19 protein-coding genes are annotated in these 23,180 nt (G+C 61.0%); 13 read left to right on the top strand and 6 right to left on the bottom strand.

From position 1 onward, the window contains the following. Positions 1-22: 22 nt before the first annotated feature. The 11 genes from nuoC (at position 23) to nuoN (ending at position 13,789) form a co-directional block, all read left to right on the top strand. Positions 23-1,807, top strand: coding sequence for an NADH-quinone oxidoreductase subunit C/D (nuoC, locus tag ACM6JM_RS25670; RefSeq protein ID WP_039767687.1), 1,785 nt, complete (start codon positions 23-25; stop codon positions 1,805-1,807). A 2-nt stretch (positions 1,808-1,809) separates the two neighbouring features. Further along, positions 1,810-2,307 (top strand): NADH-quinone oxidoreductase subunit NuoE, encoded by a 498-nt coding sequence (gene nuoE / locus ACM6JM_RS25665; RefSeq protein WP_039767421.1) that lies wholly within the window; start codon positions 1,810-1,812, stop codon positions 2,305-2,307. Continuing rightward, entirely contained in the window at positions 2,304-3,659 is a 1,356-nt protein-coding gene (nuoF, locus tag ACM6JM_RS25660; protein ID WP_039767423.1) for an NADH-quinone oxidoreductase subunit NuoF, read from the top strand. Before nuoE ends, nuoF begins: the two co-directional genes overlap by 4 nt. Positions 3,660-3,795: 136 nt before the next feature. After that, positions 3,796-6,510, top strand: a complete 2,715-nt coding sequence (nuoG, locus tag ACM6JM_RS25655) for an NADH-quinone oxidoreductase subunit NuoG (protein ID WP_414882735.1) — start codon at positions 3,796-3,798, stop codon at positions 6,508-6,510. Continuing rightward, the gene (gene nuoH, locus ACM6JM_RS25650) at positions 6,507-7,514 is read left to right on the top strand and encodes an NADH-quinone oxidoreductase subunit NuoH (protein ID WP_007964859.1); all 1,008 of its coding nucleotides are present in this window, start codon (positions 6,507-6,509) and stop codon (positions 7,512-7,514) included. The genes nuoG and nuoH overlap by 4 nt, the downstream gene beginning before the upstream one ends. A gap of 11 nt (positions 7,515-7,525) precedes the next feature. After that, positions 7,526-8,074, top strand: coding sequence for an NADH-quinone oxidoreductase subunit NuoI (nuoI, locus tag ACM6JM_RS25645; RefSeq protein ID WP_007951461.1), 549 nt, complete (start codon positions 7,526-7,528; stop codon positions 8,072-8,074). A gap of 9 nt (positions 8,075-8,083) precedes the next feature. Then, the gene (nuoJ, locus tag ACM6JM_RS25640; protein WP_007951462.1) at positions 8,084-8,584 is read left to right on the top strand and encodes an NADH-quinone oxidoreductase subunit J; all 501 of its coding nucleotides are present in this window, start codon (positions 8,084-8,086) and stop codon (positions 8,582-8,584) included. A 3-nt stretch (positions 8,585-8,587) separates the two neighbouring features. Continuing rightward, positions 8,588-8,896, top strand: a complete 309-nt coding sequence (gene nuoK / locus ACM6JM_RS25635; RefSeq protein WP_003180046.1) for an NADH-quinone oxidoreductase subunit NuoK — start codon at positions 8,588-8,590, stop codon at positions 8,894-8,896. Then, positions 8,893-10,746, top strand: a complete 1,854-nt coding sequence (gene nuoL / locus ACM6JM_RS25630) for an NADH-quinone oxidoreductase subunit L (RefSeq protein ID WP_074688953.1) — start codon at positions 8,893-8,895, stop codon at positions 10,744-10,746. Before nuoK ends, nuoL begins: the two co-directional genes overlap by 4 nt. 39 nt (positions 10,747-10,785) lie before the next feature. Beyond that, on the top strand, positions 10,786-12,318 hold the full coding sequence (gene nuoM, locus ACM6JM_RS25625; protein WP_414882734.1) for an NADH-quinone oxidoreductase subunit M: 1,533 nt from the start codon (positions 10,786-10,788) through the stop codon (positions 12,316-12,318). A 7-nt stretch (positions 12,319-12,325) separates the two neighbouring features. After that, entirely contained in the window at positions 12,326-13,789 is a 1,464-nt protein-coding gene (gene nuoN / locus ACM6JM_RS25620) for an NADH-quinone oxidoreductase subunit NuoN (RefSeq protein ID WP_064597748.1), read from the top strand. A gap of 58 nt (positions 13,790-13,847) precedes the next feature. Here nuoN and ACM6JM_RS25615 read toward each other — a convergent pair whose 3' ends face one another. Then, complete coding sequence (locus ACM6JM_RS25615; RefSeq protein ID WP_414882739.1) at positions 13,848-14,321, bottom strand: GNAT family N-acetyltransferase; 474 nt, start codon at positions 14,319-14,321, stop codon at positions 13,848-13,850. Between the two features lie 326 nt (positions 14,322-14,647). Here ACM6JM_RS25615 and ACM6JM_RS25610 point away from each other — a divergent pair, with 326 nt between their 5' ends. Then, positions 14,648-14,827: a hypothetical protein gene (locus ACM6JM_RS25610; RefSeq protein ID WP_134333884.1), complete on the top strand. Its 180-nt coding sequence runs from the start codon at positions 14,648-14,650 to the stop codon at positions 14,825-14,827. 147 nt (positions 14,828-14,974) lie between these two features. Continuing rightward, the gene (locus ACM6JM_RS25605; protein ID WP_414882733.1) at positions 14,975-16,300 is read left to right on the top strand and encodes an OprD family porin; all 1,326 of its coding nucleotides are present in this window, start codon (positions 14,975-14,977) and stop codon (positions 16,298-16,300) included. Between the two features lie 149 nt (positions 16,301-16,449). On the opposite strand, the gene ACM6JM_RS25600 is transcribed toward ACM6JM_RS25605, so the two are convergent. The 5 genes from ACM6JM_RS25600 to ACM6JM_RS25580 all read right to left on the bottom strand — a co-directional run bounded on the left by ACM6JM_RS25600 (position 16,450) and on the right by ACM6JM_RS25580 (position 22,855). Next, positions 16,450-16,782, bottom strand: a complete 333-nt coding sequence (locus ACM6JM_RS25600; protein WP_039767437.1) for a DUF2790 domain-containing protein — start codon at positions 16,780-16,782, stop codon at positions 16,450-16,452. Between the two features lie 79 nt (positions 16,783-16,861). After that, the gene (locus ACM6JM_RS25595) at positions 16,862-17,062 is read right to left on the bottom strand and encodes a co-regulatory protein PtrA N-terminal domain-containing protein (RefSeq protein ID WP_163975831.1); all 201 of its coding nucleotides are present in this window, start codon (positions 17,060-17,062) and stop codon (positions 16,862-16,864) included. 134 nt (positions 17,063-17,196) lie between these two features. Further along, the gene (locus ACM6JM_RS25590; RefSeq protein ID WP_414882732.1) at positions 17,197-20,349 is read right to left on the bottom strand and encodes a CusA/CzcA family heavy metal efflux RND transporter; all 3,153 of its coding nucleotides are present in this window, start codon (positions 20,347-20,349) and stop codon (positions 17,197-17,199) included. 15 nt (positions 20,350-20,364) lie between these two features. After that, positions 20,365-21,558: an efflux RND transporter periplasmic adaptor subunit gene (locus ACM6JM_RS25585; RefSeq protein WP_414882731.1), complete on the bottom strand. Its 1,194-nt coding sequence runs from the start codon at positions 21,556-21,558 to the stop codon at positions 20,365-20,367. 49 nt (positions 21,559-21,607) lie between these two features. After that, a complete protein-coding gene (locus ACM6JM_RS25580; protein WP_414882730.1) occupies positions 21,608-22,855 on the bottom strand; it encodes a TolC family protein in 1,248 nt (415 codons plus the stop codon). Positions 22,856-23,180: the final 325 nt, after the last annotated feature.

Genomic DNA, 23,180 nt, shown 5'->3' with positions numbered 1-23,180 from the left:
GACCGAAAGCGAAAAAATAACCATGACTACAGGCAGTGCTCTGTACATCCCGCCTTATAAGGCAGACGACCAGGATGTGGTCGTCGAACTGAACAACCGTTTTGGCGCCGAAGCGTTCACCGCTCAGCCGACCCGCACCGGCATGCCGGTGCTGTGGGTGGCTCGCGCCAAACTCGTCGAAGTCCTGACCTTCCTGCGCAACCTGCCCAAGCCGTACGTCATGCTCTATGACCTGCACGGCGTGGACGAGCGTCTGCGCACCAAGCGTCAAGGGCTGCCGGGCGGTGCCGATTTCACCGTGTTCTATCACCTCATGTCGCTGGAACGTAATAGTGACGTGATGATCAAGGTCGCCTTGTCCGAGAGCGACCTCAGCTTGCCGACCGTCACCAGCATCTGGCCGAACGCCAACTGGTACGAGCGTGAAGTCTGGGACATGTTCGGCATCGACTTCAAAGGTCACCCGCACCTGTCGCGCATCATGATGCCGCCGACCTGGGAAGGTCACCCGCTGCGCAAGGACTTCCCGGCGCGCGCCACCGAGTTCGATCCGTTCAGCCTGAACCTGGCCAAGCAACAACTCGAGGAAGAAGCCGCGCGCTTCCGCCCTGAAGACTGGGGCATGAAGCGCTCCGGCCCGAACGAGGACTACATGTTCCTCAACCTGGGTCCGAACCACCCTTCGGCTCACGGTGCGTTCCGCATCATCCTGCAACTGGACGGTGAAGAGATCGTCGATTGCGTTCCGGACATCGGTTACCACCACCGTGGCGCCGAGAAGATGGCCGAGCGTCAGTCCTGGCACAGTTTCATTCCGTACACCGACCGTATCGACTACCTCGGCGGCGTGATGAACAACCTGCCGTACGTGCTCTCGGTCGAGAAGCTGGCCGGCATCAAGGTACCCGAGAAGGTCGACGTCATCCGCATCATGATGGCCGAGTTCTTCCGGATCACCAGCCACCTGCTGTTCCTGGGTACCTACATCCAGGACGTTGGCGCCATGACCCCGGTGTTCTTCACCTTCACCGACCGCCAGAAGGCGTACACGGTGATTGAAGCCATCACCGGTTTCCGTCTGCACCCGGCCTGGTACCGCATCGGCGGCGTCGCCCACGACCTGCCACGCGGCTGGGAAAAACTGGTGAAAGACTTCGTTGAATGGCTGCCGAAGCGCCTCGACGAATATACCAAGGCCGCCCTGCAGAACAGCATCCTCAAGGGTCGTACCATCGGCGTTGCCCAGTACAACACCAAAGAGGCCCTGGAATGGGGCGTCACCGGTGCCGGCCTGCGTTCCACCGGTTGCGACTTCGACCTGCGTAAAGCGCGCCCATACTCCGGTTACGAGAACTTCGAGTTCGAAGTACCGCTGGCTGCCAACGGCGATGCCTACGACCGCTGCATGGTTCGCGTCGAAGAGATGCGCCAGAGCGTCAAGATCATCGACCAGTGCCTGCGCAACATGCCGGAAGGCCCGTACAAGGCGGATCACCCGCTGACCACGCCGCCGCCGAAAGAGCGCACGCTGCAGCACATCGAAACCCTGATCACGCACTTCCTGCAGGTTTCGTGGGGCCCGGTCATGCCGGCCAACGAATCCTTCCAGATGATCGAAGCGACCAAGGGCATCAACAGTTATTACCTGACGAGCGACGGCGGCACCATGAGCTACCGTACCCGGATCCGTACTCCGAGCTTCCCGCATCTGCAACAGATCCCTTCGGTGATCAAAGGCAGCATGGTCGCGGACCTGATTGCGTACCTGGGTAGTATCGATTTCGTTATGGCCGACGTGGACCGCTAAGCATGAACAGCACGCTTATCCAGACAGACCGTTTCATCTTGAGTGAAACCGAGCGCTCGGCCATCGAGCACGAGCTGCATCACTACGAAGACCCGCGCGCGGCGTCGATCGAAGCCCTGAAGATCGTTCAGAAGGAACGCGGCTGGGTGCCGGACGGCGCCCTGTACGCCATCGGCGAGATCCTCGGCATCCCGGCCAGCGACGTTGAAGGCGTGGCCACGTTCTACAGCCAGATCTTCCGTCAGCCGGTCGGCCGTCACATCATTCGCGTCTGCGACAGCATGGTCTGCTACATCGGTGGCCACGAGTCGGTGGTCAGCGAAATCCAGAACAACCTGGGTATCGGCCTGGGTCAGACCACCGCCGACGGTCGTTTCACCCTGCTGCCGGTCTGCTGCCTCGGCAACTGCGACAAGGCACCGGCGCTGATGATCGATGACGACACCTTTGGCGATGTCCAGCCTGCCGGCGTCGCCAAACTGCTCGAGGGCTACGTATGACCCTGACTTCTTTCGGTCCTGCCAACCGCATCCAGCGTTCGGCCGAGACTCACCCGCTGACCTGGCGACTGCGTGACGACGGCGAAGCCGTCTGGCTCGACGAGTACCAGGCCAAGAACGGTTACGCCGCTGCGCGCAAGGCCTTCGCCGACATGGATCAGGACGCCATCGTCCAGACCGTGAAAGACGCCGGCCTCAAGGGTCGCGGCGGTGCAGGCTTCCCCACTGGCGTGAAGTGGGGCCTGATGCCCAAGGACGAATCCATCAACATCCGCTACCTGCTGTGCAACGCGGATGAAATGGAGCCGAACACCTGGAAAGACCGCATGCTGATGGAGCAACTGCCCCATCTGCTGATCGAAGGCATGCTGATCAGCGCCCGCGCGCTGAAAACCTACCGTGGCTACATCTTCCTGCGTGGCGAGTACACCACCGCCGCCAAGCACCTGAACCGTGCCGTGGAAGAAGCCAAGGCAGCGGGCCTGTTGGGCAAGAACATCCTGGGCAGCGGCTTCGATTTCGAGCTGTTCGTCCACACCGGCGCCGGGCGTTACATCTGCGGTGAAGAAACCGCACTGATCAACTCCCTCGAAGGCCGCCGCGCCAACCCGCGCTCCAAGCCGCCCTTCCCTGCCGCCGTTGGCGTGTGGGGCAAGCCGACCTGCGTGAACAACGTTGAAACCCTGTGCAACGTGCCGGCGATCATCGCCGACGGCGTGGACTGGTACAAATCGTTGGCCCGCGACGGCAGTGAAGACATGGGCACCAAGCTCATGGGCTTCTCCGGCAAGGTCAAGAACCCCGGTCTGTGGGAACTGCCATTCGGCGTGACCGGTCGCGAACTGTTCGAAGACTACGCCGGCGGCATGCGCGACGGTTACAAGCTCAAGGCCTGGCAGCCAGGCGGCGCCGGTACCGGTTTCCTGTTGCCGGAACACCTCGACGCACAAATGTACGCCGGCGGCATCGCCAAGGTGGGCACCCGTATGGGTACCGGCCTGGCCATGGCGGTGGACGACAGCGTCAACATGGTGTCCCTGCTGCGCAACATGGAGCAGTTCTTCGCCCGCGAATCCTGTGGTTTCTGCACCCCTTGCCGTGATGGCCTGCCATGGAGCGTCAAGCTGCTGATGGCCATCGAACAAGGCCGCGGCCAGCCAGGTGACATCGAGACCCTGCTGGGTCTGGTCAACTTCCTCGGCCCAGGCAAGACCTTCTGTGCTCACGCACCGGGTGCCGTGGAGCCGTTGGGCAGTGCCATCAAATACTTCCGTCCAGAGTTCGAAGCCGGTATCGCGCCCGCAAGCGCCACCGTCCCGCCTCTGGCGAAGCCGATCACAGTCGGCGCGTAAATGCTTAAAAAGGCGAAGGGTCCGTGCCCTTCGCCTTTCGTCCGATGACGCCTTTCGGGGCTGACTGGATTCGGACGGATAACAAGATTCCATTAGCCACGCCCGCTGACACCGGGCCAACGAAGACCTTTGAACCATGGCCACTATCCACGTAGACGGCAAAGCGCTCGAAGTCGACGGGGCAGACAACCTGTTACAGGCATGTCTGTCGCTGGGCCTCGACATCCCTTATTTCTGCTGGCACCCCGCGCTTGGTAGCGTCGGGGCCTGCCGCCAGTGCGCGGTCAAGCAGTACACCGACGAGAACGACACCCGTGGTCGCATCGTCATGTCCTGCATGACCCCGGCCACCGACAACACCTGGATCTCCATCGACGATGAAGAATCCAAGGCGTTCCGCGCCAGTGTCGTCGAATGGCTGATGACCAACCACCCGCACGACTGCCCTGTGTGCGAGGAAGGCGGTCACTGCCACCTGCAAGACATGACCGTGATGACCGGCCACAACGAGCGCCGTTATCGCTTCACCAAACGCACCCACCAGAACCAGCAACTGGGCCCGTTCATTTCCCACGAGATGAACCGCTGCATCGCCTGCTACCGCTGCGTGCGTTTCTACAAGGATTACGCCGGCGGCACCGACCTCGGTGTATTCGGCGCCCACGACAACGTGTACTTCGGTCGCGTTGAAGACGGCACCCTCGAAAGCGAGTTCTCCGGCAACCTCACCGAGGTCTGCCCGACCGGTGTGTTCACCGACAAGACTCACTCCGAGCGCTACAACCGCAAGTGGGACATGCAGTTCTCGCCGAGCATCTGCCATGGCTGCTCGAGCGGTTGCAACATCTCCCCGGGCGAGCGTTACGGCGAACTGCGTCGCATCGAAAACCGTTACAACGGTTCGGTGAACCAGTACTTCCTGTGCGACCGTGGCCGTTTCGGTTATGGCTACGTCAACCGCACCGACCGCCCACGTCAGCCGCTGCTGGCCGATGGCACCAAGCTTGGCCTGGATGCTGCGCTGGACAAAGCCGCCGACCTGCTGCGCGGCCGCAACATCGTCGGTATCGGTTCGCCGCGTGCCAGCCTGGAAAGCAACTACGCGTTGCGTGAGCTGGTAGGCGCCGAGCACTTCTACTCCGGTATCGAAGCCTCCGAGCTGGAACGCATCCGTCTGGTCCTGCAAGTGCTGAAAGACAGCCCGCTGCCCGTGCCGAACATGCGTGACATCGAAGACCACGACGCCGTGTTCGTCCTCGGGGAAGACCTGACCCAGACCGCCGCCCGCATGGCCCTGGCCCTGCGTCAGTCGGTCAAAGGCAAGGCCGAAGACATGGCCGAAGCCATGCGCGTTCAGCCTTGGCTCGACGCTGCGGTGAAGAACATCGGTCAGCACGAACTGAACCCGCTGTTCATCGCCAGCCTGGCTGAAACCAAGCTCGACGACATCGCCGAAGAATGCGTACACGCCGCTCCCGACGATCTGGCGCGCATCGGTTTCGCCGTGGCTCACGCCCTGGACGCCAGCGCCCCTGCCGTTGAAGGTCTGGACGCCGAAGCCCTGGAACTGGCCAAGCGCATTGCCGACGCCCTGCTCGCGGCCAAGCGTCCGCTGATCATCGCCGGTACTTCGCTGGGCTCCAAAGCCTTGATCGAAGCCGCGGCGAACATCGCCAAGGCCCTGAAGCTGCGCGAGAAGAACGGTTCGATCAGCCTGATCGTGCCGGAAGCCAACAGCCTCGGCCTGGCCATGCTCGGTGGCGAATCGGTCGATGCTGCGCTGCAAGCCGTGATTGACGGCAAGGCCGACGCCATCGTCGTGCTGGAAAACGATCTGTACACCCGCACCGCCAAAGCCAAGGTCGATGCGGCACTGAACGCTGCGAAAGTAGTGATTGTTGCCGACCATCAGAAGACCGCCACCAGCGACCGCGCGCATCTGGTTCTGCCAGCCGCCAGCTTCGCTGAAGGCGACGGCACGCTGGTCAGCCAGGAAGGTCGCGCCCAGCGCTTCTTCCAGGTTTTCGACCCGCAATACATGGACGCGAGCATTCTGGTCCACGAAGGCTGGCGCTGGCTGCACGCCCTGCGCGCTACCCTGCTGAACCAGCCGATCGACTGGACGCAACTCGACCACGTGACCGCTGCCGTTGCTTCGAGCACCCCGCAACTGGCCCGTATCGTCGACGCCGCGCCGTCCGCCTCGTTCCGCATCAAGGGTCTGAAACTGGCCCGTGAGCCGCTGCGTTACTCCGGTCGCACCGCGATGCGCGCCGACATCAACGTTCACGAACCACGCACCCCGCAAGACAAGGACACCGCGTTCGCCTTCTCGATGGAAGGTTACTCGGGCTCCGCCGAACCGCGTCAGCAGGTGCCGTTCGCCTGGTCGCCGGGCTGGAACTCGCCGCAAGCCTGGAACAAGTTCCAGGACGAAGTCGGTGGCCACCTGCGCGCTGGCGATCCGGGCACCCGCCTGATCGAAAGCACCGGTGATTCGCTGAACTGGTTCGCCAGTGTTCCGCGCGCGTTCAACCCGGCCCAGGGCACCTGGCAAGCCGTGCCGTTCTACCACCTGTTCGGCAGCGACGAGAACTCGTCGAAAGCCGCTCCGGTCCAGGAACGCATCCCGGCTGCCTACGTTGCACTGGCCAAGTCCGAAGCGGATCGCCTGGGCGTCAACGACGGTGCACTGCTGAGCCTCAATGTTGCCGGCCAGACCCTGCGTCTGCCGCTGCGCATCAATGAAGAGCTGGGCGCTGGCCTGGTTGCACTGCCGGCCGGTCTGGCAGGCATTCCGCCGGCGATTTTCGGCCAAACCGTTGATGGTCTGCAGGAGGCAGCGCAATGACCTGGTTCACCCCTGAAGTGATCGATGTGATCCTGACGGTCATCAAGGCCATCGTGATCCTGCTGGCCGTGGTGGTCGCAGGCGCGTTGCTCAGCTTTGTCGAGCGTCGCCTGCTGGGCTGGTGGCAGGACCGTTACGGTCCGAACCGCGTTGGTCCGTTCGGCATGTTCCAGATCGCAGCCGACATGCTGAAGATGTTCTTCAAGGAAGACTGGACCCCGCCGTTTGCCGACAAGGTGATCTTCACCCTGGCACCGGTGGTGGCCATGTCCGCCCTGCTGATCGCGTTCGCGATCATCCCGATCACCCCGACCTGGGGCGTGGCGGATCTGAACATCGGCCTGCTGTTCTTCTTCGCCATGGCCGGTCTGTCGGTTTACGCGGTGCTGTTCGCCGGCTGGTCGAGTAACAACAAGTTCGCCCTTCTGGGCAGCTTGCGTGCCTCGGCGCAGACCGTGTCCTACGAAGTGTTCATGGGCCTGGCCCTGATGGGCATCGTGGTGCAGGTCGGCTCGTTCAACATGCGCGACATCGTCGAGTACCAGGCGCAGAACCTGTGGTTCATCATTCCGCAGTTCTTCGGCTTCTGTACCTTCTTCATCGCTGGCGTGGCCGTGACTCACCGTCACCCGTTCGACCAGCCGGAAGCGGAGCAGGAACTGGCCGACGGTTACCACATTGAATACGCCGGTATGAAATGGGGCATGTTCTTCGTCGGTGAATACATCGGCATCATCCTGATCTCGGCGCTGCTGGTCACCCTGTTCTTCGGTGGCTGGCACGGTCCGTTCGGCATCCTGCCGCAACTGTCCTTCGTCTGGTTCGCACTGAAGACCGCGTTCTTCATCATGCTGTTCATCCTGCTGCGCGCTTCCATCCCGCGTCCGCGTTATGACCAGGTGATGGATTTCAGCTGGAAATTCTGCCTGCCACTGACCCTGATCAATTTGCTGATAACCGCTGCGGTTGTGTTGTGGAACACACCTGCGGTTGCGGTTCAGTGAGGATTTGACCCATGTTCAAATATATTGGCGACATCGTTAAGGGTACCGGTACCCAGTTGCGCAGCCTGGTCATGGTCTTCGGCCATGGCTTTCGCAAGCGCGACACCCTGCAATACCCGGAAGAGCCGGTCTACCTGCCACCACGCTACCGTGGTCGCATCGTCCTGACCCGCGACCCCGACGGCGAAGAACGCTGCGTAGCCTGCAACCTGTGCGCCGTGGCGTGCCCGGTGGGTTGCATCTCGCTGCAGAAAGCTGAAACCGAAGACGGTCGCTGGTACCCGGACTTCTTCCGTATCAACTTCTCGCGCTGCATTTTCTGCGGTCTCTGCGAGGAAGCCTGCCCGACCACCGCGATCCAGCTGACTCCGGATTTCGAGATGGCCGAGTTCAAACGTCAGGACCTGGTGTACGAGAAAGAAGATCTGCTGATCTCCGGCCCCGGCAAAAACCCTGATTACAACTTCTATCGTGTTGCAGGTATGGCCGTTGCGGGCAAGCCGAAAGGCGCCGCACAAAACGAAGCCGAGCCGATCAACGTGAAGAGCTTGCTGCCTTAAGGAAGAACGATGGAATTCGCTTTCTATTTCGCATCGGGTATCGCTGTTGTGTCCACACTGCGTGTGGTCACCAACACCAATCCTGTGCACGCCCTGCTCTACCTGATCATTTCGTTGATCGCCGTGGCCATGACATTCTTCGCACTCGGCGCGCCGTTCGCCGGCGTGCTGGAAGTGATCGCCTACGCTGGCGCCATCATGGTGCTGTTCGTGTTCGTGGTGATGATGCTGAACCTGGGCCCGGCCTCGGTTCAGCAGGAACGCACCTGGCTCAAGCCCGGGATCTGGGCGGGGCCGGTGATCCTCGCCGCCCTGCTGCTGGCCGAACTGCTGTATGTGCTGTTCGCTCACCAGAGCGGTCAGGCCATCGGCCACACCACCGTCGATGCAAAAGCCGTGGGCATCAGCCTGTTCGGTCCGTATCTGCTGGTGGTCGAACTCGCCTCGATGCTGCTGCTCGCTGCAGCCGTCACGGCGTTCCATTTGGGCCGTAACGAGGCGAAGGAGTAAGACATGCCTGCTATCCCTCTCGAACATGGTCTGGCAGTTGCCGGCATCCTGTTCTGCCTTGGTCTGGTCGGCCTGATGGTCCGCCGCAACATTTTGTTCGTGTTGATGAGTCTGGAAGTGATGATGAACGCCTCTGCACTGGCTTTCATCGTTGCGGGCGCCCGCTGGGCGCAACCGGATGGACAGATCATGTTCATCCTGGTGATCAGCCTTGCAGCCGCCGAAGCCAGTATTGGCCTGGCGATCCTGCTGCAACTGTATCGCCGCTTCCACACGCTCGATATCGACGCTGCCAGTGAGATGCGCGGATGAACCTACTCTTTCTGACTTTCGTATTCCCTCTGATCGGGTTCCTGTTGCTGTCGTTCTCCCGCGGCCGCTTCTCGGAAAACCTGTCGGCGCTGATCGGTGTCGGCTCCATCGGCCTGTCTGCCATTGTCGCCGCCTACGTGATCTGGCAATTCAACGTCGCGCCACCGGAAGGTGGCGTCTACACCCAGGTGCTGTGGCGCTGGATGTCGGTGGAAGGTTTCCAGCCTGACTTCGCGCTGTACCTGGATGGTCTGTCCGTGACCATGCTCGGTGTGGTCGTCGGTGTCGGCTTCCTGATCCACCTGTTTGCATCGTGGTACATGCGTGGCGAAGACGGTTACTCGCGCTTCTTCTCGTACACCAACCTGTTTATCGCCAGCATGCTGTTCCTGATCCTGGGCGATAACCTGCTGTTCATCTACTTCGGTTGGGAAGGCGTGGGCCTGTGCTCGTACCTGTTGATCGGTTTCTACTACAGCAATCGCAACAACGGTAACGCCGCACTCAAAGCCTTCATCGTCACCCGTATCGGCGACGTGTTCATGGCGATCGGCCTGTTCATCCTGTTCCAGCAACTGGGCACGCTGAACGTCCAGGAACTGCTGGTGAAGGCGCCTGAGCACTTCAAGGTCGGCGATTTCTGGATCGTGCTGGCAACCCTGATGCTGCTGGGTGGTGCGGTCGGTAAATCGGCGCAACTGCCGCTGCAAACCTGGCTGGCGGACGCGATGGCCGGCCCTACCCCGGTTTCGGCACTGATCCACGCCGCAACCATGGTTACCGCTGGTGTCTACCTGATCGCCCGTACCCACGGTCTGTTCGCCCTGGCGCCGGACATTCTGCACCTGGTCGGCATCGTCGGTGGCGTGACCCTGGTACTGGCCGGTTTCGCCGCACTGGTGCAAACCGACATCAAACGTATCCTCGCCTATTCGACCATGAGCCAGATCGGCTACATGTTCCTGGCGCTGGGCGTTGGTGCCTGGGAAGGCGCGATCTTCCACCTGATGACCCACGCCTTCTTCAAGGCCCTGCTGTTCCTTGCCTCCGGTGCGGTGATCGTTGCCTGCCACCACGAGCAGAACATCTTCAAGATGGGCGGCCTGTGGAAGAAACTGCCGCTGGCCTACGCCAGCTTCATCGTCGGTGGTGCCGCTCTGGCCGCCCTGCCACTGGTGACCGCCGGTTTCTACTCCAAGGACGAAATCCTCTGGGAAGCGTTCGCCAGCGGCAACCACGGTCTGCTGTACGCAGGTCTGGTCGGCGCATTCATGACGTCGCTGTACACCTTCCGCCTGATCTTCATCGCGTTCCACGGTGAAGCCAAGACCGAAGCCCACGCCGGTCACGGCATCGCTCACTGGCTGCCGCTGTCGGTGCTGATCGTGCTGTCGACCTTCGTCGGCGCCATGATCGTTCCACCGCTGCACGGCGTACTGCCAGAGAGCGTTGGCCATGCCGGTGGCGAAGCCAAGCACAGTCTGGAAATCGCCTCGGGCGCCATCGCCCTGGCCGGTATCCTGCTGGCGGCCCTGCTGTTCCTCGGCAAGCGTCGCTTCGTGACCGCAATCGCCAACAGCGGCATCGGCCGTCTCCTTTCGGCCTGGTGGTTCGCTGCCTGGGGCTTCGACTGGATCTACGACAAACTGTTCGTCAAGCCGTACCTTGCGATCAGCCATGTACTGCGCAAAGACCCGCTCGACCAGACCATCGGTCTGATCCCGCGCATGGCCAAGGGTGGTCACACTGCCCTGAGCCGTACTGAAACCGGTCAACTGCGTTGGTACGCCGCCTCGATGGCTGCTGGTGCCGTGTTGGTCATCGGCGCTGTCGTGCTGGTAGCGGTCTGATATGAACCTTGCGAATTTGCGAAAGGAAACGAGCCCGTCATGATTCTGCCTTGGCTAATCCTGATCCCCTTCATCGGCGGCCTGCTGTGCTGGCTGGGTGAGCGCTTCGGCGCCACCCTTCCCCGCTGGATTGCGCTGTTGACCATGACCCTGGAACTCGCCCTCGGCCTCTGGCTGTGGGCCCACGGTGACCATTCATTTGCACCGGCGCCTGGCGCCGATCCGACCTGGACGCTTGAGTTCAAGCACGTCTGGATCCAGCGCTTCGGCATCAACGTGCACCTGGCCCTCGACGGCCTGTCGCTGCTGATGATCCTGCTGACCGGTCTGCTGGGTATCCTGTCGGTACTCTGCTCGTGGAAAGAGATTCAACGTCACGTTGGCTTCTTCCACCTGAACCTGATGTGGATTCTGGGCGGCGTTGTCGGCGTGTTCCTCGCCCTCGACCTGTTCATGTTCTTCTTCTTCTGGGAAATGATGCTGGTGCCGATGTACTTCCTCATCGCGCTCTGGGGTCACAGTTCTTCGGACGGCAAGAAAACCCGGATCTACGCCGCGACCAAGTTCTTCATCTTCACTCAGGCTTCCGGCCTGATCATGCTGGTGGCGATCCTCGGTCTGGTCCTGGTCAACTACAACAGCACCGGCGTGATCACCTTCAACTACGCCGATCTGTTGAAGACCAAGATGTCGATGACCACCGAGTACATTCTGATGCTCGGCTTCTTCATCGCCTTCGCGGTCAAGCTGCCAGTGGTTCCGTTCCACTCCTGGCTGCCTGATGCTCACGCCCAGGCGCCGACTGCAGGTTCCGTCGACCTCGCCGGTATCTTGCTGAAAACCGCGGCCTACGGTCTGCTGCGTTTCGCCCTGCCGCTGTTCCCGAACGCCTCGGCCGAGTTCGCGCCGATCGCCATGACCCTCGGTCTGATCGGGATCTTCTACGGTGCGTTCCTCGCTTTCGCGCAAACCGACATCAAGCGTCTGATCGCCTTCTCGTCCGTTTCCCACATGGGCTTCGTACTGATCGGCATCTACTCCGGCAGCCAACTGGCACTGCAAGGTGCCGTGATCCAGATGCTGGCCCACGGTCTGTCGGCCGCGGCACTGTTTATCCTGAGCGGTCAGTTGTACGAGCGTCTGCACACGCGTGACATGCGTGAGATGGGCGGTCTGTGGTCGCGTATCGCTTACCTGCCGGCGATCAGCCTGTTCTTCGCAGCCGCTTCGCTGGGTCTGCCAGGCACCGGTAACTTCGTCGGCGAGTTCCTGATCCTGATCGGTACGTTCGCCAGTGCGCCATGGATCACCGCGATTGCCACCTCCGGTCTGGTGTTCGGTTCGGTCTACTCGCTGATCATGATCCACCGCGCTTACTTCGGTCCGTCCAAATCGGATTCGATCCTGCACGGCATGGACGGTCGCGAACTGATCATGGTGCTGGGCCTTGCGGTACTGCTGATTTACCTCGGCGTCTACCCGCAACCGTTCCTCGACACTTCCGCCGCCACGATGCATGGCGTGCAGCAGTGGCTCGGCACCGCCTTCACTCAACTCGCTTCGGCCCGGTAAGAGCGCTATGGAATTCACGATTCAACACTTTATTGCGCTTGCGCCACTGTTGATCACCAGCCTCACCATTATCGTGGTGATGCTGGCAATCGCCTGGCGCCGCAACCACTCGCAGACCTTCCTGATTTCGGTGGCAGGTCTGAACCTGGCCTTGCTGTCGATCCTGCCGGCCCTGAAAGTCGCGCCTCTGGCCGTGACTCCATTGCTGCAGATCGACACCTTTGCCTGCCTGTACATGGCGCTGATCCTGGTCGCCACTCTCGCCTGCGTTACCCTCGCCCACGCCTACCTCGGCGATGGCGGTTCGGGTTACCCGGGCAACCGTGAAGAACTGTACCTGCTGATCCTGATGGCCGCCGCCGGTGGTCTGGTTCTGGTCAGCGCGCAGCACCTGGCCGGGTTGTTCATCGGTCTGGAGCTGCTGTCGGTGCCGGTTTACGGTCTGGTGGCCTACGCCTTCTTCAACAAGCGTTCGCTGGAAGCCGGCATCAAGTACATGGTGCTGTCGGCCGCCGGTTCCGCGTTCCTGCTGTTCGGTATGGCGCTGCTGTACGCCGACTCGGGTTCGCTGAGCTTCGTCGGCATCGGTCAAGCCCTGGCCGCGACCGGCCTGCCAAGCTCGCTGGCGCAACTGGGCCTGGGCATGATGCTGATCGGTCTGGCGTTCAAGCTGTCGCTGGTACCGTTCCACCTGTGGACGCCGGACGTGTACGAAGGTGCTCCGGCACCGGTGGCCGCGTTCCTCGCCACCGCTTCGAAAGTGGCTGTGTTCGCGGTCATGGTTCGTCTGTTCCAGATCTCCCCTGCTGCAAGCAGTGGCGTTCTGAGCAACGTGCTGACCATCATCGCCATCGCCTCGATCCTGTTCGGTAACCTGCTGGCCCTGACCCAGAGCAACCTCAAGCGTCTGCTCGGTTACTCGTCCATCGCACACTTCGGCTACCTGCTGATCGCGCTGGTGGCGAGCAAGGGTCTGGCAGTGGAAGCCATCGGCGTGTACCTGGTGACCTACGTGATCACCAGCCTCGGCGCCTTCGGCGTGATCACCCTGATGTCCTCGCCGTACAACGGCCGTGACGCAGACGCCCTGTACGAGTACCGCGGCCTGTTCTGGCGCCGTCCGTACCTGACCGCCGTACTGACCGTGATGATGCTGTCCCTGGCCGGTATCCCGCTGACTGCAGGCTTCATCGGCAAGTTCTACATCATCGCTACCGGTGTCGAGTCGCACCAATGGTGGCTGGTAGGTTCGCTGGTACTGGGCAGCGCCATCGGCGTGTTCTACTACCTGCGCGTGATGGTCACCCTGTACCTGATCGAACCGAACCTGCGCCGCCACGACGCCCAACTGCACTGGGAACAGAAAGCAGGCGGCGTGATGCTGCTGGCGATTGCCGTCCTGGCGTTCTTCCTCGGCTTGTACCCACAACCGTTGCTGACCCTGGTTCAGCAATCGGGCCTGGCGGGCTGATCGTTTAGCGATAGTTGGCTACAAACAGAAACGGCACCTTCGGGTGCCGTTTTTGCGTCTAGACCGTCTTGAGTTTTTTCACCATCGGCACGCAAACCAGTTGCAGACCTGAAGGCGATTGATAGATCGCCCTCCCCTCCCCGACGTAACCGCAGCGCCGATAAAAATCAGCGGCATTCAACGTCGCATCCAGACAAACCTCTGCCAGCCCCAGATCCTGTGCCAGCGCTTCCAGAAAGTGCAGCACGCGTTTACCAAGCCCACGCTGCATGAAATCCGGATGGATGAAGATTGCACCGATTTCACGGTGCTCCAGATCGAGCATGCCGGTTGCCACGGGTTCACCCTCAACGCAACCCAGATAGAAATGCTTTTGCATGAGCGTGTCATAACCGTCTGCCGCCGAGCCCATTGTCCAGTCGAGCATTTGCTGCTCACTGTAGGCACCGATGCATTGATGCCGGATCGCCAGTCGCCGAATCTCGAACGCTATCCCGGCATCGTCCGGGTCGGCTCTTTTCATTTCGAACATTTCTCTCTCCTTGAGCCATGTGCGGACGGGCATGAAAAAGCCCCGTCCATTTCTGGCGGGGCTTTGGGTAACACGTCATTGACCAGACATGCATGACCTTATGGCCCGCCGGAAGCGGTCATAGAGGAGCACATCATGATCATTCGGTGTTGGGCAGTCATGGCTGGATAGTGCTGCGGATTGTTCGGTCACGTCAATTGCGAAGCTTCTTCTCTTCTTTATCGAAAGCTCTCGCCAGCATATCCGTTTCGTCCTACAGCCAGCCCAGGGGCAATACCACTATGTTGTTTGCCTGCTCAAGAGCTCAATCGAGACGAGGACGAACAATGAAACGCGAAATTTTTTCGGAACTGATGGATGGCCTCAGAGACTTGGCAGCCGCACGCGAAGGCAAAATCACTCTGAAAACCCACACGCTGAATTTGCCAAAGCGAATACCGATCACCAGTGGGGAAATAGAAATCTGCCCCAAGCTGAATAGTCGAACACCAACCAAATCCACCTAACGAAATTGTAATTCCCCAATCACCTCCGCGTTATCTGCAGCCTGCAACGATGTCACCCGGCGATCCTACCGGCGGGCCTTTGCCCGTTCGAACAATAAAACCCACGCCGAAGCTCGTTCCCGTTCTGCCGAACCCAAGGAGTGATTGATGGTTAACAACACAAAAATGTCGATGGCCGCTCTGGCAGTGGTTGTCGGCGCCGGGCCGTCCACGGTGTTTGCAGAAGAAAAACCCGAAGGGTTTATCGAAGGCAGCAGCCTGACGGTGCTCAACCGTAACCTTTACTTCAACCGTGACCACCGCAACGGCCAGTCCAGTCCCACGGGCAATGGTTATTCCGAAGCCTGGGCCCACGGCATCATCGGCAAGTTCGAATCCGGCTTCACCCAGGGCACCGTCGGGGTCGGGGTGGATGCGTTTGCGATGATCGGTCTGAAACTCGACACCGGCGACGGCCGCAACGGTGGCCGCAGTTCGTTCGACGTGTTGCCAGTCAACGGCGACGGTGAAGCGCGGGACGAATACACCAAGGTCGGTGGCGCCGCCAAAGTGCGCGCTTTCGATACGGTGGTGAAAGTCGGGGATGTGTTCCCGGCCAACCCGGTGGTCGCGGCAGGCGATTCGCGATTGCTGCCGGAAAGTTTTCGCGGCGTGACGGCGATCAACACCAGCATCGAAGGTCTGTCGATCCAGGGTGGTCGGCTGCATGCGATGAGCCAACCGGTGTCCAGCGACCTGAGCGAGAACTTCGCGACCTTCTATGCTGGCCCGGTCAATTCGCCGTGGATTGCTTACGGCGGCGGCGATTACGCGCTGAACAAAAACCTGAGTTTCAGCCTGTACTCCAGCCGCCTCAAAGATGCCTGGAACCAGTACTACGCCGGCACCGCCTGGACGTATCCACTGTCGGATGACCTGTCGCTGTTCGGCGGCCTGAATTACTACAAGGCTGTCGACGAGGGCAAACAATTGCTCGGCGAGTTCGACAACAACATCTGGAGCGGCCGCGTCGGCGTGAAACTCGGCGCCCACTCCGTCGCCCTCTCCCACCAGCGCAACAACGGCAATGACGACTTCGATTACCTGCGTCAGTCCGACTCGATCTTCCTCGACAACTCCATTCAGTACAGCGACTTCAACTCGCCGAAAGAGCGTTCATGGATGGTGCGCTACGACCTCGACATGACCACCTATGGCGTGCCGGGCCTGTCGTTCATGACCCGTTATGCACGCGGCACTGACGCTGACTATTCCAACGCCAACGCCGTGTACATGCGCCGCGATGCCGAGGGCAATCCGCTGACTGACCAGAAGCGCTGGGAGCGTGATATCGAAGTCAAATACGTGGTGCAAAGCGGTTCGATGAAAGACCTGTCGCTGCGTCTGCGCCAGGCCACGACCCGCGCCACCGCATTCGAGTCAGACCTGGATGAAGTGCGGGTGATCGTCGAATACCCGCTGGCGATTCTCTGAGTTTCACGAGCAATGCCCATTCACCTTTAGAAGCTCCTTGCTCCTTTGGTAAGAGGTGAATCTTTGGCGTCCTTCGGGGCGCCTTTTTTGCGCCCGAAAAAAAGCCCGACTCACTGCACATGAACCGGGCGTTTCAGCAGGGATTAGCGTCAGCCACCCTGCTGACGACAATTGCCCATCACGTTGTAAGTGACCGTATTGAGCTGCCCCTTGGAGTCCTCGTAAGTCATCGCAGCCGGCACGACCGCGCATTCATTTTTCGGCCGGACAACGCTCACCACCTTCTTCACATCCAGCTTCATTCCGTACCCGTATTCCTTGACCACCGGCGCCGCTTTGCCCTGACTGGCCGCGTACTGCTCCATGGCTTTGGTGTTGGCACTGAGCGCCCGGTCGAACGTTCTGTCGCCACCGCCTTCGGCCAACACATTCAAGGACATCGCCATGACAGCGGTGAACGCCAACAGCTTTAGAGTTTTCATATTCGTTTCCTTCAAAACACGACTCATAAAAAAGCCCACCATCGATGCGCGATGAAGGGCTCATTCACTGGCAGCACGCTTACAGGTCTTGGGTCTTGTCGTCCTTCTTGTCGTTCACAACGACCGGATCACGGGCCTTTTCCTTCGCAGCAAACACCTCCATCGAGTGGTCATTGGCGGCCATCATTCGGTCGAAAGTGCGGTCGCCGCCACCTTCGGCCAACACCAGGGAAGACATCATCAGAGCCACGGCAAACGCGCCAATCTGTGCAAGTTTCATCGTTCATTCCTCATTCAAGTCACTGACGGGATCAAGGTAACAATCCGAACCTTTCGTGACGGTGGCGCCGAAATTACATATCCGTTATGTAGAAAGGCCCGCAATGGCGGGCCTGTTGTTGAGGGAAAAATTGACTAGGCCGCCGTAGGCGCTTCCTCATCCCGACGATGCGCCAGCTGATACAACGCCGGCAGGATCAGCAGCGTGAGAATGGTCGAGGACAGAATTCCACCAATCACCACCGTTGCCAGCGGTCGCTGCACCTCGGCCCCGGTGCCGGTCGCAAGCGCCATCGGAATGAAGCCCAAAGACGCCACCAGCGCAGTCATCAATACCGGGCGCAATCGCGTCAGCGCACCTTCGTGAATCGCTTCGGACAGCGAACGTCCCTCCTCCCGCAAGTTGCGAATGAACGCAATCATCACCAGCCCGTTGAGCACCGCCACGCCGGACAGCGCGATAAACCCGACACCCGCCGAGATCGACAGCGGAATATCCCGCAGCCACAACGCCATGACCCCGCCGGTCAGCGCAAACGGAATCCCGGTGAACACCAGCAAGCCGTCCTTGAGGTTGTTGAACATCATGAACAGCAACCCGAACACCAGCAGCAACGCCACCGGCACCACGATCTGCAAGCGCTTGGCCGCCGATTGCAGTTGCTCGAACTGCCCGCCCCAGGTGGTCCAGTAACCTGCCGGCACCTGCACGTCGCGCTCGATCGCATCGCCCGCCTCGGCGACAAAAGAACCGATGTCGCGCCCACGCACGTTGGCGCTGACGATCACCAGGCGCTTGCCGTTCTCGCGGCTGACCTGATTCGGCCCCAGCACCAGATCGAGGCTGGCAACGTCCTTCAGCGCAATGAAGCCAATCTGACTGGAAGCATCACCACCCGCCGCCGGCACCGGAATCAGCAGTGCCGACAACCCGTCGATGTCCTTGCGCATGGCGTCGGACAAGCGCACCACCATGTCGAATCGACGATCCCCTTCGTACAGCGTCCCGGCCTTCTGTCCACCGACGGCCACCGCAATGGTGTCCTGCACATCGCCGATGTTGAGCCCGTAACGCGCGGCCTTGTCGCGGTCGATGTTGATGGTCAGCACCGGCAGACCGGTGGTTTGCTCGACCTTGACCTCGGACGCACCGTCGACCTTCTGCATCGCGGCGGCAATCTTCGCCGCCGTGGCATTGAGCACGTCCATGTCATCGCCGAACACCTTGACCGCCACGTCGCTGCGCACGCCGGAGATCAGCTCGTTGAAGCGCAACTGGATCGGCTGCGACAGTTCATAGTTGCTGCCCGGCAGCGTCGCAGCGGCTTGTTGCAGCTCGGCCATCAGGGTTTCGCGGGACTTGCCCGGCTCCGGCCATTGCTCTTTGGGCTTGAGCATTACGTAGCTGTCGGAGATGTTCGGCGGCATCGGGTCAGAGGCGATTTCCGCAGTACCGGTACGGGCGAACACGCGTTCAACCTCGGGCACTTTGGCCAGGATCAACGTTTCCAGCCGCTGCTGCATGTCCACCGATTGCGTCAGGCTGGTGCCAGGCACGCGCAGCGCCTGCAAGGCAAAATCGCCCTCGCTGAGACTCGGCACAAACTCGCTGCCCATGCGGCTGGTGACCACGCCACTGAGCACAATCACAGCCAACGCCGCGCCGACCGCCATCGTCCGATGGGACATGACCCAGTTCAGCGTCGGCGCATAAACGCGACGCGCGCCGCGCATCACCATGCCCTCCTCTTCCTTGACCTTGCCGGTCACGAACAGCGCAATCGCCGCCGGCACAAAAGTCACGGACAACAGCATGGCGCCAAGCAACGCGATGACTACGGTAAACGCCATCGGGTGGAACATTTTCCCCTCGACGCCGCTCAGGGCGAAGATCGGCAGGTACACCACCATGATGATCAACTGGCCGAAAATCAGCGGTCGCCGCGCCTCTTTCGCTGCTGCAAACACTTCATGGAAACGTTCGGATCGCGTCAGCAGACGCCCGTGATGCTGCTGCGCATGGGCCAGTCGTCGCAGCGTATTTTCGACGATCACCACCGCACCATCGACGATGATGCCGAAGTCCAGCGCGCCGAGGCTCATCAGGTTGGCGCTGACCTTGTTGCTGAACATGCCGGTGAAGGTGAACAACATCGACAGCGGAATCACCATCGCCGTGATCAGCGCAGCGCGGATATTGCCGAGGAACAGAAACAGGATTGCGATCACCAGAATCGCGCCTTCGACGAGGTTCTTCTTCACCGTGGCGATGGCCTTGTCGACCAGATGCGTGCGGTCGTACACCGGCACCGCGATCACGCCGGCGGGCAACGACTTGTTGATCTGTTCGAGCTTCGCGGCGACGACCTGGGAGACCGTTCGGCTGTTTTCACCGATCAACATGAACACCGTGCCAAGCACCACTTCCCGGCCATTTTCCGTGGCGGCGCCGCTGCGCAGTTCGCGGCCGATGTCCACGGTGGCGACGTTCTTGATCCGGATCGGCGTGCCGTCGACGTTGGCCATGACGATGTTGGCAATGTCCTCGGTGCTCGCTACCTGGCCCGGCGCGCGAATCAGCAATTGCTCGCCGCTGCGCTCGATGTACCCGGCGCCGACGTTGGCGTTGTTGCGCTCCAGCGCCGTCACCAGATCGGTGAGGGTCAGTTTGTAGGCCGCGAGTTTTTTCGGATCGGGCGCGATCTGATATTCCTTGGCAAAACCGCCGATGGTGTTGATCTCCGCCACGCCGGGGACGTTGCGCAGTTGCGGCTTGATGATCCAGTCCTGAATCACCCGCAAGTCGGTCGGCGTGTAGGGCGTACCGTCGTCCTTCAGTGCGCCTTCCTTGGTCTCGACCGTCCACAAAAAGATCTCGCCGAGCCCGGTGGAGATCGGCCCCATCACCGCTTCCACGCCCTCGGGCAACTGCTCCTTGGCGGACTGCAATCGTTCGTTGACCAATTGCCGGGCAAAGAACAGATCGGTGCCTTCCTTGAAGATCACCGTGACCTGCGACAACCCCGAACGCGACAGCGAGCGGGTCTGCTCCAGCGCTGGCAAACCGGCCATCGCGGTTTCAATCGGGAACGTAATGCGCTGCTCGGTTTCCAGTGGCGAGAATCCCGCTGCACCGGTGTTGATCTGCACCTGGACGTTGGTGATGTCGGGCACGGCGTCGATCGGCAGTTTCTGATAACTGGCGATGCCGAGGCCGGCCATGAGCAGAACGGCGAGCAGCACGATGATGCGCTGCTCGATGGCAAACTGGATCAGGCGTTCGAACATGGGAGTCTTCCGCGATTAATGACTGTGCTCGGCCGAGGCTTTGCCCAGCTCCGATTTGAGGACGAAGCTGCCGGTACTGGCGACTTGCACGCCCGGTTCCAGTCCGGCGATGACTTCCGCCTGGCCTGCCGCGCGACTGCCCAGCTCCACTGCTTGCGTCTTGAAGCCGTTGTCGGTGCGCACAAACACCGTGGGCTTGTCCTCGACGGTCTGGATTGCGGTTTCCGGTACGGCGACTTTGGCCTGGCGGCTGTCGGTGGCGACCAGCGCGGTGACAAACAGGCCCGGGCGCCAGGAGCCTTGCGGGTTTTCCAGGGTGACGCGCACGGTCGCGGTGCGGGTCTGTTCGCCGAGCAGGCTGCCGACGTAGGTCACGGTGCCGCTGACTTCGGCGTTCAATTCCGCCGCACTGACGGTGACGGGTTTGCCCACTTGCACCTTGTTCAAGTCTTTCGGTGACACGCCGAACGTGACCCACACCCGCGACAAATCCGAGAGCGTGAACGCTGCCGTGGTTTCATCGACCACTTCGCCCGGCGTCAGGTGTTTTTCTACCACCACGCCATCGAAAGGCGCGCGCAGTTCATAGCGATTGCCACCAGTGGCGACCACGCTGCCACTGAGCACGCTGATCTTTTGCCGGGCATTGCTCACGGCGATTTCGGCTTCTTCCAGGGCCTGGCGCGCCTGGAGAAAATCCTGCTCGGCGGAGATCCTGTCCTGCCACAGTTTCTTCTCGCGTTCGAACGTCGTGCGGGCCAGGGCCAAGCGGCGTTGCGCGGCTGCCTGCTCGCTGCGCTGATCGGAAATCTGCTGACTGGCGATCACCGCCAGCAACTGGCCCTTCTTCACCGACTGCCCAAGATTGACCGACACTGACTCGACCACGCCCGGCACACGCGGCACCACATGCGCGGTGCGGTCTTCGTCGAAGCGCACTTCGCCGGGGAACGACAGACCGAGGCTGAAGTTCTGCGCCCGGGCGGCGGCCAGTTGAATCCCCGCCGCCGCGATCTGCTCGGCCGTCAGTTCGATGTGCCCTTCTTCGTCGTGCCCGCCGTCAGCGGCGGCGCCTTCTTCGGCATGGTCGGCGTGCTCCGCCGCTTCATCGGCATGCGCATCGACAGACGCATTGCCGCTCCACATCGAGCCGATGCCAATGCCCAGCGCCAAGGTCGCCGCAGCAACCACGATCAGTTTTTTATCCATGGAAACTCCTCTGCGCCAAACCATCGCGCAGTAATCAGAACGTTGAAATTCAAGGGTTGGCGCTGAGGTCGCCGAAGATGCGTTCGATGCGGACCCGGGCGTCGGTCGCCTCGCTCACCGCCTGGATGTATTGGCTGCGAGCGGCGATCAATGTGCGCTGGGCATCGAGCACGTCGAGGAAGCCGAACTTGCCCATTTCGAAACCGCGAGTGGCGTTGTCGACCGCACTTTGCGCGGCGGGCAGGATGGTCCGGTCGAATGCCTGGATTTCGCCGTTGGCGGTCTGCCATTGCGCCAGCGTGGTCTGGATTTCCGTGCGCAAGCGCAGTTCGGTGGCGTTGCGCAGGTCCCGCGCCTGATCGGTACGCCGCGCCGCCGCCAGCACGTTGCCCTGATTGCGGTTGAAAAGCGGAATCGGCATCGACAGCCCGACCACGTTGACCCGCTCGCGCTCGGTTTCGCTGTACTGGCTGCCGATGCTGACGGTGAGATCGGGAATCCGCTGGGACTTTTCCAGCCCCAGCGACGCTTCGCGCTGGTCGATCTGCAACCTGGCCAGCCGCAGCTGCGCGGTCTCGTTCAGACGCTCAAGCAAACGGGTGGGCGGCGGTACGCTGGGCAGACTTTGAGTTGCGGTCTGCACCGTGGTCGACGTCGGCAACGGTGCGCCCATGACCTGTGCCAACTGCTGGTACGCATTGGCCTGATCACGCTCGGCGCGGCTCAATTCCAGGCGCACTTCCGAAAGCTGCACTTGCGCCCGCGTGCCTTCCACCGGCGACGACTTGCCCGCCTCGATCCGCCCCTGCGCCACACGCAAACCGTGCTCGGCGAGTTGCAGCGACTGCCGGGCCAGTTGCAAACGTTGCTGCGCGGTTTGCGCACCGTTGAACGCTTGAAGCACGTCGGCGCGCAGGACGTTGCGCTTGCGCTCCAGCTCGATGCCGGCGGCATCCTGGGCACGACTCGCCACATCAATCCGCGCGCCGCGCTTGCCGCCCAGCTCGATCGGCTGGCTGAGCATCACCGTGGTGGTGCGTGATTCACGCCGGGTGTCTTCGGCCTCCCACGACACCTCGGGGTTGGGGATCAGCCCGGCCTGCTTGCGGTCACCTTCGGCAATGCCGATTTCCCACTGCGCGGCGGCCAGCTCCGGGTTGTTGGCGAAGGCGGTTTGCAACGCCTGACCCAGCGTCAAAGTCGATGCACTGGCAAGGCTGGTACAAGCCAGCAACAACAGGCCGCTGGCGGTTTTTTTCAGGCGTGATCGCGCCGTCAGTTCAATTAAACCGGGCAATGGAAGACTTCCTTCAATCAAGAATCGTTGATGGCGCCACGGTAGGGTTTTGAACTTATCGACAAGGTGACGTGAACATTACAAATCCGTTATCCACGGTTAGTCGAAGTTGTTTTGCTCTAGGATTCGAAGTTCGAATGGCTTTGCTGCAATACATCGAAACAAATGCACGTTAGTTATCCGCCGAACAGCACTTGCCGAAATGGAAGTCATGAAAAATTGACCACTTCGCTGCGACAGGCTGTCGCGGATGGCCGATTTAAAGGGCTCAGGCGTTGACTCTGTAGCCACTACAGCCTTTACGGTACACGCCACTCAGCTCCAA

The organism is Pseudomonas sp. IT-P2, assembly GCF_949767575.1.
Classification (GTDB): Bacteria; Pseudomonadota; Gammaproteobacteria; order Pseudomonadales; family Pseudomonadaceae; genus Aquipseudomonas; species Aquipseudomonas pharyngis.
Note: the sequence above shows the minus strand (reverse complement) of the source record. Positions and strands in the feature narration are given on the sequence as shown.